Origin of the sequence: Micromonospora sagamiensis (assembly GCF_014680085.1) — a bacterium.
GTDB lineage: Bacteria > Actinomycetota > Actinomycetes > Mycobacteriales > Micromonosporaceae > Micromonospora > Micromonospora inyonensis.
This window is the reverse complement of record NZ_AP023438.1, coordinates 6,722,919-6,740,478: the sequence shown is the minus strand read 5'-3', so window position 1 is coordinate 6,740,478 and position 17,560 is coordinate 6,722,919. Positions and strand designations below refer to the sequence as shown.

Sequence of the window (17,560 nt, the reverse complement as noted above, 5' to 3'; positions counted from 1 at the left end):
CACGGTCAGCGGGGCGTGCCGGGGTCAGTCGGTCTGCCGGGCGGCGCGTTCCCGGTCGGCGGCGGCATCGGCCGAGCCGACCGGAACGCCGTCACCGTCCCGGTTCGCCCCGGTCAGGTCGGTGTCGCCGCCGGCCCGGACGGCGTCGGCCGCGGCGTCGTCCGCGCCGACGATCTCACCGGACGCCTCGGGACCGGTGCCGTCGTCCTCGGTGAACCGGCCGGTGGCCGCCAGTGGCAGGGCCGCGTACCTCGGGTCGCTCATCTCGTCCTCCTCGGCGTCGGTCGTCTCCTGGTGCTACCCAGGGCGGCCCGACCCGAACCGGAACGCGTCACTCACCGACGGCGACGTACCGGTAGCTCTCGCCGTCGTACTCGTCGTCCTCCTGCGCGTCCGACACGTCCACCCGTACCCCGGGCAGGGCGGCGACCAGCGCGTCGGCCACCTCCTCGGGCAGGTAGTGGTGTGCGAGGTCGAGTTCGGCCAGGTGGGTCAGGGACTGCCCGGCCAGCAGTGCGGCCGCGCCCCGCTCACCGAGCGTGCCCAGCGACAGGTCGAGACGTTCCAGCCGGGCCACCACCGTCGCGGTCGACAACGCCTCGGCCAGGTCGTCGGCGATCTCGGCGTTGCGCAACCCCAGCCGACGTAGCTCGGGGAAGCGCTCGCCGGCCAACAGCGGGGCCAGGTCGGCGACCTCGGTGTCGCCGCCGTAGTCCGGGGTGCCGAGCCACAGCTCCAGGTCGGTCAGGGCGGGCAGCTCCGAGTCGAGCACCGCGCGGGTGAAGGCCCGGGACAGTCCGCCGGTCTCCACCGCCAGCTCGCGTAGCCGCTCGTGCCGGACCGGCGAGAACGTGAACTCCGTGCCGCCGCGGACCCGCAGCGTCTCCAGCTTCGGGTACGCGGTGAGCAGTGGACTGACGTCACCCACCCGCATCCAGGAGACCTCGCACTCCTCGGAGGTCATGTCGCCGAGGAAGAGCGCCCGCAGCGCCGGCAGGCGGGGTGCCGCCGCGCAGAGCTGCGCGATCGGGGCGTGGTTGAACGCCGCGTACCCCCAGGCACCGACCACCAGCGACTCGACCGAAGGCCCGGCCTGCGCGACGAACCGCTCGAACGCCTCCCGGAACGGCTCGGAGAGGGTGTAGCCGGCGGACTCGTCGAAGTCCCAGTGGGCGATCCGCCAGGACACCGGGGCGTCCACGGTGGGCAGTGGCCCGTCCGGGGGTACGTCGACCACCGGCCGGCCGGCGAAGGACCGCGCGTAACCAGCGAATGCCATCCCCGGTCACTCCCCGACCGCGGTGAACCGGTACTCGCGGCCACTGTAGACCTCGACCTCGCGCGCCTCGGAGAGGTCGACGTCGACGCCCGGGAGCGCGGCGACCACCCGCTGCTGCGCCTCGTCGGACAGGTAGTGGTGGTGCAGGTCGAGCCGACGCAGGTGGGTCAGCGACTGCCCGCCCAGCAGCGCGTCCAGACCATCGTCGGCGAGCACGCCCATCGACAGGTCGAGCACCTCCAGCCGGGCGACGATCGGCGCGTCGGCGACCATCGGGGTGATCGCGTTGACGATCTCGCTGTTGCACAGCCCCAGATGACGCAGCGCGGGCAGTCCGGCGCCGGTCAGCACCGGGGCGAGCTCGTCGACGCCGGTGGTCGCGCCGTAGTCGGACCGGCCGAGCCAGAAGACCAACTGTTCCAGAGCCGGCAGCTCCGACTCGCCGACCGCCCGGACCACCGCGCCGGGCAGTCCACCGGACTCGAAGCACAGCTCCCGCAGGCCGGTGTGCCGCACCGGGCTCAGCCGCAGCCCGTTCCCACCGCGCACCCACAGCACCTCCAGCGCCGGGTACGCGGTCAGCAGCCCGGTGATGTCGGGCAGGGTCAGCCAGGAGATCTCGCACTGTTCGGAGACCAGGTCGGCGAGGAAGACCGCCCGCAGCCCGGTCCACTCGGCCGCCGCGTCGACCAGCAGGTCGACCGGCAGTTCCCGCTCGTACGCGTTGCCCCACTCGCCGACGACCACCGCCCGGACCGACTCCCCGGGCACCGCCGCGCGGAACGCCGCCACCAGGTCGGCGAACTCCCCGGGATCAGCGTCGAAGTCCTCGACCTCCAGTCGCCAGGCCACCGCCGACGGGTCCCCGGGCAGGACCATCCCCGGGGTGAAGGGTGTCTCCGGTAGCCCGGCGAACGACGACACATGCGAGTTGATCACGACAACCTCCGGTCGGGCGGGTACGCCAGCGGCGCGACGCTAACAGCCGCGGCCGACAACGTGATCAGCGGTGGTGCACTCGACGGCCCCCGTTCGGCCGGTGCGGCTCCGGCACGGTGACCTGCCGTGCGTACGGGTGCACCCGCCGGCCGACCGATCGCCGCGCCGCCGGACGACCTCCTCGGGCGGGGCGTCGGTGGGAGCGCGCCCATGGAGAGGTTGACACGACTGAATGCCGTTCGTACCGTCGGCGGGGAAAGCGCTTTCATCCTCCGTAACCGCCCCCGTCCCCGGAGGTACGTCCACATGCGTCCGTCCCGCCAGCGTCGACTGGGCCTCCTCCTGTCCGCGGTGCTCGCCCCCGCCGCCGCGTTCGTGGTCGGGCTCGCCGCGACCGCCTCCGCCGCCACCGTCTTCAGCGACGACTTCGCCGACGGCGACACCTACGGCTGGTCCAGGTCCGGCGGCAGTTGGGCCGTCGTCGCCGACGGCTCCCCGGCCGTCCGGCAGTCCAACGCCACCAGCGAGAACGCCCGCCTCTTCGCCGGCAGCACCAGCTGGACCGGGTACACCGTGCAGGCCCGGGTGAAGCCACTCAGCCTCGGCGCGAACGGCCACGTCAGCCTGCTGGCCCGGGCCAGCGGGTCCACGGTGTACTACCGACTCGCCCTGCTGCCCGGCAACCAGGCACAGTTGCAGGCGGTCAGCGGCAGTGCGGTGACCGTGCTGGACACCGCCGCCCGTACGGTCACCCCGGGGACCTGGTACACCCTCGCCGTCGAGGTCGAGGGCACCACCGTCCGGGGCAGCGTCGACGGGACGGTGATCGGCCAAGGCACCAGCACGCTCTCGGGTGCCGGCCGGATCGGTCTCCAGACCGCGTACGCGTCGGCGTCCTTCGACGACGTCGTGGTCAGCACCGGCGGCACCACCCCGCCGACCACCCCGCCCGCGACCACCGCCCCACCCACCAGCGCTCCACCGACCAGCGCTCCACCGACCACGCCGCCCGCGACCACCCCGCCGCCGACCACGGCACCGCCGCCCTCCGGCGCCCTGATCGTGGCCACCGACGGCGACGACGCCAACCCGGGCACCCTGGCCCAGCCGCTGCGGACCATCCAGCGCGCCCACGACCTCGTGCAGCCCGGCGGCACCATCGCCGTCCGGGGCGGCACCTACGCCCCGGCCGTCACCATCAAGATCCTCAAGGACGGCACCCCGGCCCAGCCGATCACCCTCACCACCTACGACGGCGAGCGGGTGGTGATCGACGGTGAGAACATGCCGTACACCCCGGGTGCGGTCGGCTCCAGCATCCCGCGTGCCGACCGGGGCGCGCTGCACGTCGAGGGCGACTGGTGGCGGTTCGTCGGGCTGGAGATCGTCAACGGTCCGTACGGCATCTTCGGCGTGGACACCAACAACGGCCGGTACGAGCGGCTGACCACCCGGGACAACTACGAGTCCGGCCTGCACATCCAGGGCGCCTCGTCCGGCAACCAGATCATCGACCTGGACAGCTACGGCAACCGCGACCCGCGCAAGAACGGCGAGAGCGCGGACGGGTTGGCGATCAAGGAGGGTTCCGGCAGCGGCAACGTCGTCCGGGGCGCCCGGCTCTGGCGCAACGCCGACGACGGCTTCGACGCGTGGTTGTTCCTGTCGCCCATCCTGATCGAGAACAGCGTCGCCTACGACAACGGCTACAACTTCTGGAACCTGCCCGACTACACCGGTGACGGCAACGGGTTCAAGAACGGCGGCGGCACCGACCCCCGTCCGGCCGTCAACCACGTCACCCGCAACAGCATGGCCTGGGGCAACTCGGCCGGCGGGTTCATCGACAACGGCAATCCGGGCGCGCTGGTGTTCGAGCGGAACACCGCCTGGGACAACGGCAAGGCCGGGTTCGACGTCTCCCGCTCGACCTCCACGGTGAACCGGAACCTGTCGGTCGGCAACGCCGCGAACGTGTCGCTGGGCAACTCCACCGGGTCGAACAACTCGTGGAACATCGGCGGCACGTGGAGCTTCGTGAGCACCAACCCCGCCACCATCACCGGCCCCCGGGCGGCGGACGGGTCCATCCCGACGTCGACCTTCCTGCACCCGGCCAACGGTGCGGACGTGGGCGCCCGGCTCTGACCGCGCGGCGCGTCCCCCGGCGGCGGGCCGGGACCTCTACGGTGGTCAGCCGGAGCCGTTTCCTTCAGCCGAGGAGAGCCGATGGCCGACCCCCGCCACCGAGGCGTCCCCGCCCCGCGCCGCACGTCCACCATGGACGGGGTGCGGCGATGAGCGGACCGGTGCCCGTGGTGATCGTCGGTGCCGGTCCCACCGGGGTGACCGCCGCGCTGCTGCTCGCCGGGCACGGCGTCCGGTCCGTGCTCCTCGACCGGTGGGCGGACGTCTATCCCCGACCCCGTGCGGTGCACCTCGACGACGAGGTCCACCGGATCCTGCACCGGGTCGGGGTGCACGAGCAGTTCGCGGCCATCTCCCGACCGGCCGAGGGGCTGCGGCTGCTCGCCCCCGACCACCGGGTCCTCGCCGAGTTCAACCGGGGCACGACCCCCGGCGTCCACGGCTACCCCCAGGCAAACATGTTCGACCAACCGGAGCTGGAACGCCTGCTGCGGCACCGGCTGGCGGCGGAGCCCCTGGTCACCTTCCGTGGGGACGTCGACGTCACCGGCGTCGACCGGGACGGCGACGGACCGGTACGCGTGCACCTCCTCGACCGCGCGTCGGGGGAGCGGGAGGCGCTCTCCGCGCGGTACGTGCTCGGCTGCGACGGCGCCAACAGCACCGTCCGGCCGCTGATCGGCTCCACCATGCGCGATCTCGGCTTCGCCCAACGCTGGTTGGTCGTCGACGTCGACACCGACGCGGACATCGATGCCTGGGAGGGTGTGCACCAGGTCTGCGACCCGCAGCGCGCCGCCACGTACATGCGGGTGGGGCGGCGGCGGTACCGGTGGGAGTTCCGCCTGCTGCCCGGGGAGACGGCCGCCGGTCTGTCCGCGCCGGAGACCCTGCACCGGCTCGTCCGACCCTGGACCGGGGACGTGCCGTTCACCGCGCTGACCGTGACCCGCTGTGCCGAGTACACCTTCCGTGCCCAGGTCGCCGACCGGTGGCGCGACGGCCCGGTCCTCCTCCTGGGCGACGCCGCCCACCTCACCCCGCCCTTCATCGGCCAGGGCATGGGCGCCGGCCTGCGCGACGCGGTCAACCTCACCTGGAAGCTCGCCGCCGTCCTCGCCGGGAGCCTGCCGGATCGCGTGCTGGACAGCTACGAGGCGGAACGGCGGCCCCACGTCACGTCGCTGATCCGCCTCGCCACGGTGATCGGCCGGGCGATGACCGAGGGAGGCGAGGTCGGCAACCTGCTCCGTCGGGTCGTCGCTCCACGCCTGGCGTACCTGCCCGGCTTCCGGGCGAAGGTTCTCGACAGCGCGACCCCGCCGTTGCGGCGGTCGGCTCTGCGGGACCGCCGTTCGTCGCCGCGCAGCCTGCACGGCCGGCTCTGCCCGAACGCGCCGACCGGTGACGGCGGTCGGTTCGACGACGTCGTCGGGCCCTGCTTCGCCCTGGTCACCGTCCGGCCGCTGGCGGCGGAGGCGGCCGAGACGGCGCGGCGACGCGGTGTGGTGCCGGTGCCGGTCGATCCGGCCTCGCCCCTCGGACGGTGGTTGGGACGGGCCGGGGTCGGTGCGGCCCTCGTCCGCCCCGACCGGACGGTGATGACCTCGGGAGACGACGTGTCCGTCCTGCTGGACCGCGCCCCCTCCCTCCGCTGCGCCGACCTCCCTCCGGTCGCCTCCTGACGTCCCCCTTCCCCTCCCGGTGGGCAGAAGGACCGGCCGCCCCACCATGCAGGCCATCCTCCTAGGATGCCTTACGGATCGTGGCCTTCCTCGCGGCCACCGGGGTTCGCGGAGTCGGGCCGGAGGAGTTCATCCGTCGGTGCACCCGAGCGGCGGTTTCCTTCCGTGGCCTACCGTGCGCGCGCCCCGACCGGACACATATCGAATGAGGGGTGAGCGTCAGGGCTGCTAACGTTGCCGTCGTGGCACGAGGTATCTGGTCGCAGAAGGTCCGCTCCGCCCGCTGACGGCGGCGCGTCCCTTTTTGCTGAATCCGCGCTCGCCGTCCCGGTTCCTGCCGGGCGGTCACGTGTTGCTGCCCGGCTCCACTGCGAGCTGCGGAGCACCGTTGAACCCCATTCCGAACGTCGAACCCATGTCCCTGCCCGTCGAGGCAGGCCAGAGCGCACACGTCCGCGCCGAGAACGTCACCGTCGTCCGCGGGGCGCGGCGCGTCCTGAACGATGTTTCGGTCACCGTCTCGGCCCGGTCGCGGGTCGCCGTCGTCGGCGAGAACGGCCGCGGCAAGACGACGCTGCTGCACGTTCTCGCGGGCCTGATCCCGCCCGACGAGGGCACCGTGCACCGGGCCGGCACGATCGGCCTGGCCCGTCAGGAACTTGCCGCACGCGACGGGGAGAGCGTCGGCACCCTCACGTCCGAGGTGCTCGCACCGTCACTGGCGGCCCTCGACGCGCTGGAGCAGGCGACCGGTGCCCTGGCCGCCGGCGATGACCCTGCGGTCGGGGAGCGTTATGCCGCTGCGCTCGACGCTGCCGTCCGGCTCGATGCCTGGGACGCCGAGCGCCGCGTCGACGTCGCTCTCGAATCCCTCGGCGCCTGCACGGACCGGGACCGCCCCCTGTCGACGCTGTCGGTCGGACAGCGCTACCGGGTGCGGCTGGCATGCCTGCTCGGCGCGCAGCACGACGTGCTGCTGCTCGACGAGCCGACCAACCACCTCGACGCGGGCGGGTTGGATTTCCTGACCCGCCGGCTGCGTGAGCACCAGGGCGGCCTCGCTGTCGTCAGCCACGACCGGGCGCTGCTACGCGACGTCGCCGACCGGTTCCTCGACCTCGACCCGAGCCGTGACAGCAGACCGCGCCTGTACGCCGGGGGTTATGACGCCTGGCAGGACGCACGGGGCCGCGACCGTGCGCGCTGGCAGCAGGACTACGAAGGTCAGCAGACTGAGCACCGGCGGCTGCAGGACGCGGTGTCGAAGGCCCGTGACCGGCTCTCCACCGGCTGGCGGCCGGACAAAGGGACCGGCAAGCACCAGCGCCAGTCCCGCGCGCCGGGCGTCGTGCAGGCGCTGAACCGTCAGCAGGAGGCCTTGCAGGCGCACCGGATCGACGTGCCGGAGCCGCCGCCGATGTTGTGCTGGCCCGACCTGGGCATCCGGCCCGGTGCGCCACAGGTGCGGGCGCGCGGCGTCGCCGTGGACGGGCGCTTGGTCGATCCCGTCGACCTGGCCCTCGACGGCGGTGACCGGCTGCTCGTCACCGGAGCGAACGGCGCCGGCAAGTCCACGTTGCTGTCGGTGCTGGCCGGTGCGCTGCGCCCGACACAGGGACACCTCTGGACGGCGAAGGAGGCACGGGTCGTCCTGATCACCCAGGAGACCGCTGAGCACAACCCCGGCCTCACCGCCCGCGAGGTGTACGCCCGCCATGTCGGGCGGCTGGTGGCCCGCCGGGCGCTGCGCGACGCCGACGCCATCCCTCTCGGGGCGCTCGGGCTGCTGGACTCCGATGTCATGGCCAGCCCGGTCGGGCGGATGTCGCAGGGGCAGCAGCGGCGCCTCGACCTGGCGCTCGCGCTGGCAGGGCGCCCCAGCACGATCCTGCTCGACGAGCCGACCAACCACCTGTCGTCGGTACTGGTTGACGAGCTGACCGATGCGATCCGCCACACGAGCGCCGCCGTCGTGGTCGCCACGCACGACCGGCAACTGTTGCGAGATCTCGCCGACTGGCCGCGCCTGGAGATCGAGGGTCGGCGCGGGTGGACGATGCCAGGAAAGTGAGTGCCCGTGCGGCGCCGCGTCCGCCCGGCGCTCGGCTGGCCTGCGTTTCCGTGTCGCCACGCTAATTGGCAACAGTGTTGACAAAAAAGCCAACCATCGACATGCTTCGCTGGAGAGCGCTCTCTCGCTCCGCCGGGTGGAAGCGGCGTCAACCGGTGTCCGCCGTCGACCGCGCCTGGCGTCGTCCGGCCGGACGCCGCGCCGCGCCGGGCGGCGGCCTCCGGTGCGCCGTGCGCGCCGCCCGGACCGCTCCACCACGCGAAGGAGATCCCCGTGCCCCGATTCCGACTTCCCTCGCGGGCCCGCCCGCTCGCGCTCCTCCTCGCTGCGGTCGTGGGGTTCACCGCGGCCCCCGTCCTGCCCGCCGCCGACGGGCCCGCGCAGGCCGCGATCGGCGGCATCACCTGGCAGGACGAGTTCAACGCGCCGGCCGGCACACCCGTCGACCAGAGCAGGTGGCGGTTCGACATCGGTGGCCACGGCTGGGGCAACAACGAGTTGCAGTACTACACCAACAGCACCAGCAACGCGGTGCACGACGGCCAGGGCAACCTGGTCATCACCGCCCGGCGGGAGAACCCGAACAACTACCAGTGCCACTACGGCCGGTGCGAGTACACCTCGGCCCGCCTGCTGACCGCCGCGACGTTCACCCAGGCGTACGGCCGCTTCGAGGCCCGGATCAAGATTCCCCGGGGCCAGGGCATCTGGCCGGCGTTCTGGATGCTCGGCAACGACTTCGGCAGCGTGGGCTGGCCGAACTCGGGCGAGATCGACATCATGGAGAACATCGGCCGGGAGCCGAACACCGTGTACGGCACCATCCACGGGCCCGGCTACTCCGGCGGAGGCGGCATCACCGGCAGCCGGACCATCGGCGCCCCGCTCGCCGACGCCTTCCACACCTACCGGGTGGACTGGGAACCGAACTCGATCATCTGGTACCTCGACGGGGTCGAGTTCCACCGGGTCGACCCGGGGCGGCTCGGCGGCAACCGGTGGGTCTTCGACCACCCGTTCTTCATGATCCTCAACGTGGCGGTCGGCGGGAACTGGCCCGGCTACCCGGACGGCAGCACCCAGTTCCCGCAGCAGATGCTGGTCGACTACGTCCGGGTCAACGGCTACACCTCCTCCCCGCCGATCGGCACCACCCGGATCCGGGGCGTGGGGAGCGGGCGCTGTGTCGACATCCCCGGTGCCAACCCGGTCGAGGGCGCCAAGCTGCAGATCTGGGACTGCAACACCACCGTCGCCCAGCAGTGGACGTTCGCCACCGACGGCACGGTCCGGGCGATGGGCAAGTGCATGGACCCGGCCTGGGCCGGCACGGCGAACGGCACCGAGGTCAACCTGGTCACCTGCAACGGCAACCCGGTGCAACGGTTCACCCTGAACGCCGCCGGTGACCTGGTCAACCTCAGTTCCAACCGGTGCGTGGACGTCCGGGACAACGTGACCGCCAACGGGGGCAAGCTCCAGCTCTGGGACTGCGCGGGCACGCCCAACCAGAAGTGGACCCGGTACTGACGTGACACCCGGCTCCGGTCGGCCGGTGGACAGGCCGGCCGGAGCCGCGCCACCGCGATGGTGGTCGACCGGCAAGTAGCTTCCTTATCCTTCCGTATCCAGGGTAGGTTTAGGGAACGATGAGTGAAGAAATGTACTCGGTCGATCAGGTGGCCGAGCGGCTCGGCCTGCACGTGCGCACGGTGCGCGGTTACATCCGCACCGGCCGGCTGCGCGCGGTCCGGATCGGCAAGCAGTACCGGATCACCCGGGCCGACCTCGCCGCGCTGACCGGGCAGCCGGCGCAGCCGTCCGGGGCGCCCGTGGTCGAGGTGTCGAGCATCGTGCAGGTCGACGGCGTGGACCGGACCGCCGCCGACCGGCTCAGCACCCTCCTCCTGGCCGGGGCGCAGACCGCCCACGACCCCGGGCGCCCGCTGCGTGTCCAGACCGTGCACGACGAGGAACGGAACCGCATGAAGATCGTGATACTCGGGGGCGTCGCCGCCACCGCCGAGGTGCTGCACCTGGTCGGGGCGGTCCTCGACGGCGGCAACGGCCTGCTGGTCGGGAAGGCCGACGATGCCTGACGAGGTGCGGGACCGGGCCGGGGTGCGGGTGCTGGTCTGTGATCCGGACGGCCCGCCGGTGGTCACCGTACGGGACGCGCTGGACCTGGTCGGCGCGGCCTTCCTCGGTGCCCAGGTGGTGGCCGTTCCGGCCAGCCGGCTCGACGACAGCTTCTTCTCCCTGGACACCGGCTTCGCCGGTGAGGTCATGCAGAAGTTCGTCAACTACCAGCTGCGGCTGGTGGTGCTCGGCGACATCTCCCGGCATCTCGCCGCCAGTTCCGCGCTGCGTGCCCTGGTGCACGAGTCGAACCGGGCCGACCACGTCTGGTTCCTGCCCGACCTCGAGGCGCTCGACGCCCGGCTGGGCGCCACGGCCTGACCCGCGTGGCCGGGCCCGCCCCCGAGGCAGGCGGTCGTCGGCAGGATCGCGGGCGGCGGCGCGCCCGGTACGGTGCGGGCATGACCGTCGCACGCTCCATCCTGCTGTTCGTCGTCGCCGCGCTGTTCGAGATCGGCGGGGCGTGGCTGGTCTGGCAGGGCTGGCGCGAGCACCGTGGACTGTGGTGGATCGCCCTCGGGGTCGTCGCGCTCGGCGCGTACGGGTTCGTCGCCACGTTCCAACCGGATCCGAACTTCGGACGCATCCTCGCCGCGTACGGCGGCGTGTTCGTCGCCGGCTCCCTGGCCTGGGGGATGGTCGTGGACAGGTTCCGCCCGGACCGGTTCGACGTCGTCGGCGCGTTGATCTGCCTGGCCGGTGTCGCGGTCATCATGTACGCGCCCCGTGCGACCGGCTGACGCCGGTCCCGGCGGCACGACGGTGTCCCGACCCCGGGGTCGGGACACCGTCTCGGATGGTGCGCGTCCAAGGGTCAGCTGGTGGGGAAGTTGTCCGGGGTGCGGATGCGGTTGCGCATGAAGGCGCCGGACTCGGTGAGCACCGCCGTACCGGCGTAGGTGCCGCCGTAGCAGGTGCCCGGTCGGAACGCCGCGCTGCCCTCGGCCTTGTCGGAGTAGGTCCAGTTGGCGTAACTGATCTTCAGCCGGTCCAGCAGGTCCAGCCAGGCGGCGCTGCTGGCCAGGTCGACGCCGCCGTCACCGGTGTAGTCGACCGTGCCGAACTCGGTGACGAACATCGGCAGCCGGGCGGCGGCCCGCTCCAGCTCGGCCCGGTAGTTGTCCCGGTGCGAGGCGGCGTAGAAGTGGAACGCGTACATCACGTTGCTCGCGTTCACCGGGTTGTTGACGATCTCGGTGGAGTTGCCGCCCTCCGACACGCCCAGCGACGACCAGGCCCGGGTGCCGACGACCACCACGGCGTCCGGGTCGTTGGCCCGGATGACCGGGATGACCTGCTCGGCGTAGTTCTTGATGGTCGACCAGCTCACGCCGTTCGGCTCGTTGGTGATCTCGTAGATCACGTTGTTCTCGTTCGCGTGCCGGGCGGAGACGGCGGCGAAGAAGGTCTTGGCCCGCTCCAGGTTGAACATCGGGTCGCCCGGAGTGAGGGTGTGGAAGTCGACCAGCGCGTACATGCCGCGCTCGGTGGCCTCCTCGACCAGGGTGTTGACCCGGTTCGTGAACCCGGCCGGGTCGGTCTCGTAGCCGTCCTCCTGCACGTACATGGAGATCCGGAAGAGGTCCGCCAGCCAGTCCTTGGCGAGCGCGTCCAGGGACGCGTCGTTGTAGCAGTGCGGGAACCACTGGATGCCGTGACTGCTCATCCCGCGCAGCTGGATCGGCTTGCCGTACTGGTTGCAGAGGTTGGCGCCGCAGACCTGCAGTTGACCGTTGACGGCGACCGGCGTCTGCCCGCCCGGTGGCGGGGTGGTCGGCGGCGGTGTGGTCGGGGGTGGGGTGGTGGGCGGCGGGGTGGTCGGACCGGCGCCGCCCGTGCAGACCGTGCCGTTGAGGGTGAACGACGTCGGCGTCGGGTTGCTGCCGGTCCAGGTGCCGTTGAAGCCGATGTTCGTGCTGGCCCCGGTGGCCAGCGCGCCGTTGTAGCTCAGGCTTCGTGCGGTCACCGCGGCACCGGTCTGGCTGTACGTCGCCGACCAGCCCTGGCCGACCCGCTGGCCGGCGTCGGGGAAGCTGAAGCCGAGGGTCCAGCCGTCGACCGGGTCGCCGAGGTTCGTGATGGTGATGGAGGCGGTGAACCCGCCGGTCCAGCTGCTGGCGGTGTACGTGACCGCACAACCGGCGGCGGCGACGGCGTCCTCGGTCGGCAGGACCGCGGTCGCGCCCATGGCCAGCGCACCGATCGCGCCGGCCACGGCGAGCTGTCGCCGGAACGGACGTGGGATGTCTGTCATCGGAACCGTCTCATTCTGTTCGGGGGTGGGGGTGGGGTGGTCGCGCCGGGTCGCCGGTCCGTTCTCCGGTGCGCGGCACCGTGCTGACGAGGCGTCCCGGGTTGCCCACACCCGTCCCGCCGGCCCGGACGGCGCTGACCGTCACGACCGTGGACGGCGGCACCGTCCCCTCCGTCGCGGGAGCGCTCCCACGGCAGCGTACGGGGGTGCGTAACCTCCATGCAACATGTGCATGTGTCGAAGTGTGCGATCAGGGCAGCTGTCGGGTGCTGTGCCGGACCACCAGCGGAGTGGCGAGTTCCAACCGGTGACTGCCCAGTTCCTCGCCGCCCACGAGGCTGAGCAGCATCCGGGTGGCCATCGCGGCCATCTCGGTCAGCGGCTGCCGGACGGTGGTCAGGGGCGGCACGGCCCACCGGGCGGCGTCCAAGTCGTCGAAGCCGACGATGCTGAGGTCGTCCGGCACCCGCAGCCCCCGCTCGTAGAGGGCCTCGTACGCGCCCATGGCCATCTCGTCGGCGCAGGCGAAGACGGCGGTGGGCGGTCGGGCCAGGTCGAGCAGGGCGTTGGTCTCCCGGTAGCCGGAGGACGCGGTGAAGTCACCGGTACGGACGTAGCCGGACGGCACCCGGAGCCCGGCGGCGTTCATCGCGGCCCGGTAGCCGTCGACCCGGGCGCGGCTGCACGGCACCGTCGGCGGGCCGCCGATCACGGCGACGCGTCGGTGGCCCAGGCCGATCAGGTGATCGGTGGCGGTCAGCCCGCCGGCCCAGTTGGTCGCGCCGACGCTGGGGATGTCGACCGGAGGGTGCCCGGCCGGGTCGATGATGACCACCGGGATGCCCAGTTCGTCGAGCTGGCCCCGCTGGCTGGTGGAGAGGTCGGAGAGCACCAGGAGCACCCCGTCGCAGCGGCGGTCGGCGAGCTGCTCGGTCCACCGGCGGTCGGGGCGGCTGCGGTGCCGCCCGTGCACCGCCGAGACGACCACGCCGAACCCGGCCCGGTAGGCCAACTCCTCCACCCCGTCGATGATCTGCATCGCCCAGGGGCTGCCCAGGTCCCGCAGGACCAGGTCGATCAGGTGGGCCCGGTGGGCCGGTCGGCTGCTGCGGCGGGCGGTGTACCCGCGCTCGTCGAGCAGGGTCTGCACCCGCTGCCGGGTCGCCGGTGCGACGTCCGCGCGGCCGTTGAGAACCTTGGAGACGGTCGGGACCGACACGCCTGCGGCCTGCGCGATCGCCGCCAGCGTCGCCCGTTGCTGCTCCACGCCATCACCCCGCGATTCGTCGGCACCCGCAGCATATCCCGAAACTTTCGAGATTCGTCGTCGACCTCCGTCGTGTGAGCGCATCCACCCGGCCGTCGTGGTGGTGGTCCGGCTTTGGTTCCCAGCATCTTGACGGTTCTCTATGTGAGCGCTAACACTGTTTCCCGACGGGTGAGTGGAGGGGTGTCATGAAGGTCTCGGCGGGCTCGGGCGACCGGTACGTGGTCGGCATCGACTTCGGCACGCTGTCCGGCCGGGCGCTGGTGGTCCGGGTCGACGACGGCGCCGAGCTGGGCACGGCGGTGCACGCGTACCGGCACGGCGTCATGGACACGGTGCTGGCCGCCGATGGTCGACCGCTGCCCGCCGACTGGGCGCTCCAGGATCCGGAGGACTACCGGGACGTGCTGCGGCACGCCGTCCCGGCCGCGCTGGCGGCCAGCGGTGTCGACCCGGCCCGGGTGGTCGGCGTCGGCATCGACTTCACCGCCTGCACCGTGTTGCCCACCCTCGCCGACGGCACCCCCCTCTGCGAACTGCCCGACCTGCGCAGCCGCCCGCACGCCTGGGTCAAGTTGTGGAAGCACCACGCCGCCCAACCCCAGGCGGACCGGATCAACGCCCTGGCCCACGAACGCGGCGAACCGTGGATCGGCCGGTACGGCGGCAGGATCTCCGCCGAGTGGCAGTACGCCAAGGGGCTGCAACTGCTGGAGGAGGACCCGGAGGTCTACCACCGGGCCGACCGGTGGATCGAGGCCGCCGACTGGATCGTCTGGCAGCTCTGCGGTGTCGAGACCCGCAACGTCTGTACCGCCGGCTACAAGGGCATCCACCAGGACGGCCGGTACCCGTCCCGCGACTACCTCGCCGCGCTGCACCCCGACTTCGCCGATTTCGTCGCCAAGCTGGACGGTCCGCTGGCCCCGCTGGGCGCGCGGGCCGGCGGCCTCACCGCCCGGGCGGCGGCCTGGACCGGCCTGCCCGAGGGGATCGCCGTCGCGGTCGGCAACGTCGACGCCCACGTCACCGCCGCCGCCGCGCAGGCCCTCGAACCGGGTCGGCTGGTCGCCATCATGGGCACCTCGACCTGCCTCGTGGTCAACGGGACCCGGCCGGCGGAGGTGACCGGCATGTGCGGCGTCGTCGACGGTGGGATCAGCGCCGGCTCCTGGGGCTACGAGGCCGGGCAGAGCGCGGTGGGCGACATCTTCGGCTGGTTCGTCGCGCACGCCGCGCCAGCCGGGTACGCCTCGCACGAGGCGCTGACCGAGGCTGCCGCCGCGCAACCCGTCGGCGCACACGGCCTGGTGGCGCTGGACTGGTGGAACGGCAACCGGTCCCTGCTGGTCAACCACGACCTCAGCGGCGTGGTCGTCGGGCTGACCCTGGCCACCCGCCCGCCGGACGTCTACCGCGCGCTGCTGGAGTCCACCGCGTACGGCACCCGCATGATCATCGAGGCGTTCGCCGAGGCGGGAGTGCCGGTGCGGGAGCTGATCGTCGCCGGGGGGCTCACCGGCAACCGCCTGCTCATGCAGATCTACGCCGACGTCACGAAACGCCCGCTGGGCATCATCGGGTCGACCCAGGGGCCGGCGCTGGGCTCGGCGATCCACGCGGCGGTCGCCGCCGGGGCGTACCCCGACGTGCCGGCCGCCTCGGCGGCGATGGGCCGGGTCGACCGGGACGTGTACCGGCCGGACCCGGAGCGGGCCCGCGCCTACGACGCGCTGTACGCCGAGTACCGGCGGCTGCACGACCACTTCGGCCGGGGCGCCGAGGACATGCTGCTGCGCCTGCGTGCCATCCGCAACGCCGCCCGCCGGGCGGCGGACCCCGACCCGGCCGACCCGGCCGCAGTTTCCCTGGAGGTGGTGGCATGAGCGAGCGCGGCCTCGCCGCACGCGGTGAGGTGACGGCAGGCCCCGAGCTGGGCGTCGAGGTGGCGCGGCTGCGTGAGCAGGTCGCGGCCCTGCACGGCGAGCTGGTCCGGTACGGCCTGGTGGCCTGGACGGCCGGCAACGTCTCGGCCCGGGTGCCGGGGCGGGACCTGATGGTCATCAAGCCCAGCGGGGTCTCCTACGACGACCTCCGCCCGGACAACATGATCGTCTGCGACCTGGACGGAGCCGTGGTGGCAGGCGACCTGTCGCCGTCGAGTGACACCGCCGCGCACGCCCACGTCTACCGGGCGATGCCGGAGGTCGGCGGCGTCGTGCACACCCACAGCGGGTACGCCACCGCCTGGGCCGCGCGCGGCGAGCCGATCCCGTGCCACCTCACCGCGCAGGCCGACGAGTTCGGCGGGGAGATCCCGGTCGGCCCGTTCGCCCTGATCGGCGGCGACGACATCGGCAAGGGCATCGTGGCCACCCTCTCCGGGCACCGCTCCCCGGCGGTACTGATGCGCAACCACGGGGTCTTCACCATCGGCCGGGACGCCCGCGCGGCGGTCAAGGCGGCGGTGATGTGCGAGGACGTGGCCCGCACCGCGCACCTGACCCGGGCGCTCGGCGAGCCGGTGCCGATGGCGCGGGCGGACATCGACGCCCTCTACGACCGCTACCAGAACGTGTACGGGCAGCCCGGCCGGGCCGCCACGAACCCCTGACGCGTCCGTCCCCCTCGCCGGTTCCGGCCCGACGGGCCGGCCGGTCCACCGCACCCGTCGCGGCCCGGTGACGGCTGCCCCCGGGCCGGGCCCCGGCAGTCACCCCACCCCACCCCTGAATGGAGTCACCTCATGTCGACGCCCCACACGATGATCACACGGCGCGGGTTCGGTGCCGTCCTGGCCGCCGGCCTGCTGGCCACCTCCCTTGCCGCCTGCGCCAACAGCGACACCGGAGCCGACGCCGGCGACGGCCCGATCGTCCTCGGGTTCTCGCAGGTCGGCGCGGAGAGCGGCTGGCGTACCGCGAACACGAACTCGATCAAGGAGGCCGCCGCCGCGGCCGGGATCGAGCTGAAGTTCGACGACGCCCAGCAGAAGCAGGAGAACCAGATCAAGGCGATCCGCAACTTCATCCAGCAGAAGGTCGACGTGATCGCCTTCTCGCCGGTGGTGGAGTCCGGCTGGGACACCGTCCTCAAAGAGGCCCGGGACGCCAAGATCCCGGTGATCCTCACCGACCGCAGCGTCGACTCGGCCGACAGGAGCCTCTACAAGACCTTCATCGGGTCGGACTTCGTCAAGGAGGGTCGCCTCTCCGGTGAATGGCTCATCGAGCAGACCAGGAGCGCCACCGGCCCGGTGACCATCGTCGAGCTCCAGGGCACCACCGGCTCGGCCCCGGCCAACGACCGCAAGAAGGGCTTCGCCGAGGCGATCGCCGCCAACCCCAACCTGAAGATCGTCGCGTCGCAGAGCGGTGACTTCACCCGGGCCGGCGGCAAGCAGGTCATGGAGCAGTTCCTCAAGGCCAACCCGGACATCGACGTGCTGTTCGCACACAACGACGACATGGGCCTGGGCGCGCTGGAGGCGATCACCGCGGCCGGCAAGGTGCCGGGCAGGGACATCACCATCATCACCATCGACGCGGTGAAGGACGGCATGCAGGCCCTCGCCGACGGGAAGTTCAACTTCATCGCCGAGTGCAGCCCGCTGCTGGGCGACCAGCTCATGGAGCTGGTCAGGAAGGTGCACGCGGGCGAGGAGGTGCCGGCCCGGGTGGAGACCCAGGAGACCACCTTCACCCAGGAGCAGGCCAGGGCCGCGCTGCCCAACCGGAGGTACTGACCGACCCGGGGTGCCGCCACCGTGCGGCACCCC

The 17,560-nt window shown here is 72.4% G+C and carries 15 protein-coding genes; 10 read left to right on the top strand and 5 right to left on the bottom strand.

Annotated features, from left to right (window positions below):
• Window positions 1-24: 24 nt before the first annotated feature.
• The 3 genes from IGA62_RS28750 to IGA62_RS28740 all read right to left on the bottom strand — a co-directional run bounded on the left by IGA62_RS28750 (window position 25) and on the right by IGA62_RS28740 (window position 2,218).
• Complete coding sequence (locus IGA62_RS28750) at window positions 25-264, bottom strand: hypothetical protein (protein ID WP_145817566.1); 240 nt, start codon at window positions 262-264, stop codon at window positions 25-27.
• Window positions 265-331: 67 nt separating this feature from the next.
• Window positions 332-1,279 carry an STM4015 family protein gene (locus IGA62_RS28745; protein ID WP_145817568.1) on the bottom strand — a complete coding sequence of 316 codons (948 nt, stop codon included), beginning with the start codon at window positions 1,277-1,279 and terminating at the stop codon, window positions 332-334.
• 6 nt (window positions 1,280-1,285) lie between these two features.
• On the bottom strand, window positions 1,286-2,218 hold the full coding sequence (locus tag IGA62_RS28740; protein WP_145817570.1) for an STM4015 family protein: 933 nt from the start codon (window positions 2,216-2,218) through the stop codon (window positions 1,286-1,288).
• A gap of 306 nt (window positions 2,219-2,524) precedes the next feature.
• Between IGA62_RS28740 and IGA62_RS28735 the strand changes: the two genes are divergently transcribed.
• The 7 genes from IGA62_RS28735 to IGA62_RS28705 all read left to right on the top strand — a co-directional run bounded on the left by IGA62_RS28735 (window position 2,525) and on the right by IGA62_RS28705 (window position 11,001).
• A complete protein-coding gene (locus IGA62_RS28735) occupies window positions 2,525-4,366 on the top strand; it encodes a right-handed parallel beta-helix repeat-containing protein (protein WP_145817572.1) in 1,842 nt (613 codons plus the stop codon).
• Window positions 4,367-4,515: 149 nt separating this feature from the next.
• Entirely contained in the window at window positions 4,516-6,051 is a 1,536-nt protein-coding gene (gene mhpA, locus IGA62_RS28730; RefSeq protein WP_145817574.1) for a bifunctional 3-(3-hydroxy-phenyl)propionate/3-hydroxycinnamic acid hydroxylase MhpA, read from the top strand.
• Between the two features lie 415 nt (window positions 6,052-6,466).
• Complete coding sequence (locus IGA62_RS28725; protein WP_145817576.1) at window positions 6,467-8,122, top strand: ABC-F family ATP-binding cassette domain-containing protein; 1,656 nt, start codon at window positions 6,467-6,469, stop codon at window positions 8,120-8,122.
• Between the two features lie 273 nt (window positions 8,123-8,395).
• Complete coding sequence (locus IGA62_RS28720; RefSeq protein ID WP_198501145.1) at window positions 8,396-9,652, top strand: glycoside hydrolase family 16 protein; 1,257 nt, start codon at window positions 8,396-8,398, stop codon at window positions 9,650-9,652.
• Between the two features lie 119 nt (window positions 9,653-9,771).
• A complete protein-coding gene (locus IGA62_RS28715; protein WP_232624810.1) occupies window positions 9,772-10,221 on the top strand; it encodes a helix-turn-helix domain-containing protein in 450 nt (149 codons plus the stop codon).
• A complete protein-coding gene (locus IGA62_RS28710; protein ID WP_145817577.1) occupies window positions 10,214-10,582 on the top strand; it encodes a DUF4180 domain-containing protein in 369 nt (122 codons plus the stop codon). Before IGA62_RS28715 ends, IGA62_RS28710 begins: the two co-directional genes overlap by 8 nt.
• Window positions 10,583-10,662: 80 nt before the next feature.
• On the top strand, window positions 10,663-11,001 hold the full coding sequence (locus IGA62_RS28705; protein WP_145817579.1) for a YnfA family protein: 339 nt from the start codon (window positions 10,663-10,665) through the stop codon (window positions 10,999-11,001).
• A gap of 74 nt (window positions 11,002-11,075) precedes the next feature.
• Here IGA62_RS28705 and IGA62_RS28700 read toward each other — a convergent pair whose 3' ends face one another.
• Complete coding sequence (locus tag IGA62_RS28700) at window positions 11,076-12,515, bottom strand: cellulase family glycosylhydrolase (RefSeq protein ID WP_145817581.1); 1,440 nt, start codon at window positions 12,513-12,515, stop codon at window positions 11,076-11,078.
• A 250-nt stretch (window positions 12,516-12,765) separates the two neighbouring features.
• Window positions 12,766-13,782, bottom strand: coding sequence for a LacI family DNA-binding transcriptional regulator (locus tag IGA62_RS28695; RefSeq protein ID WP_145817583.1), 1,017 nt, complete (start codon window positions 13,780-13,782; stop codon window positions 12,766-12,768).
• A gap of 188 nt (window positions 13,783-13,970) precedes the next feature.
• On the opposite strand from IGA62_RS28695, the gene araB reads away from it, so the two are divergent.
• The 3 genes from araB (at window position 13,971) to IGA62_RS28680 (ending at window position 17,527) form a co-directional block, all read left to right on the top strand.
• On the top strand, window positions 13,971-15,668 hold the full coding sequence (araB, locus tag IGA62_RS28690; protein ID WP_145817586.1) for a ribulokinase: 1,698 nt from the start codon (window positions 13,971-13,973) through the stop codon (window positions 15,666-15,668).
• Window positions 15,665-16,396, top strand: a complete 732-nt coding sequence (locus IGA62_RS28685; protein ID WP_232624809.1) for an L-ribulose-5-phosphate 4-epimerase — start codon at window positions 15,665-15,667, stop codon at window positions 16,394-16,396. The genes araB and IGA62_RS28685 overlap by 4 nt, the downstream gene beginning before the upstream one ends.
• A gap of 132 nt (window positions 16,397-16,528) precedes the next feature.
• A complete protein-coding gene (locus tag IGA62_RS28680; protein WP_232624808.1) occupies window positions 16,529-17,527 on the top strand; it encodes an ABC transporter substrate-binding protein in 999 nt (332 codons plus the stop codon).
• The last annotated feature ends 33 nt before the right edge of the window (window positions 17,528-17,560 follow it).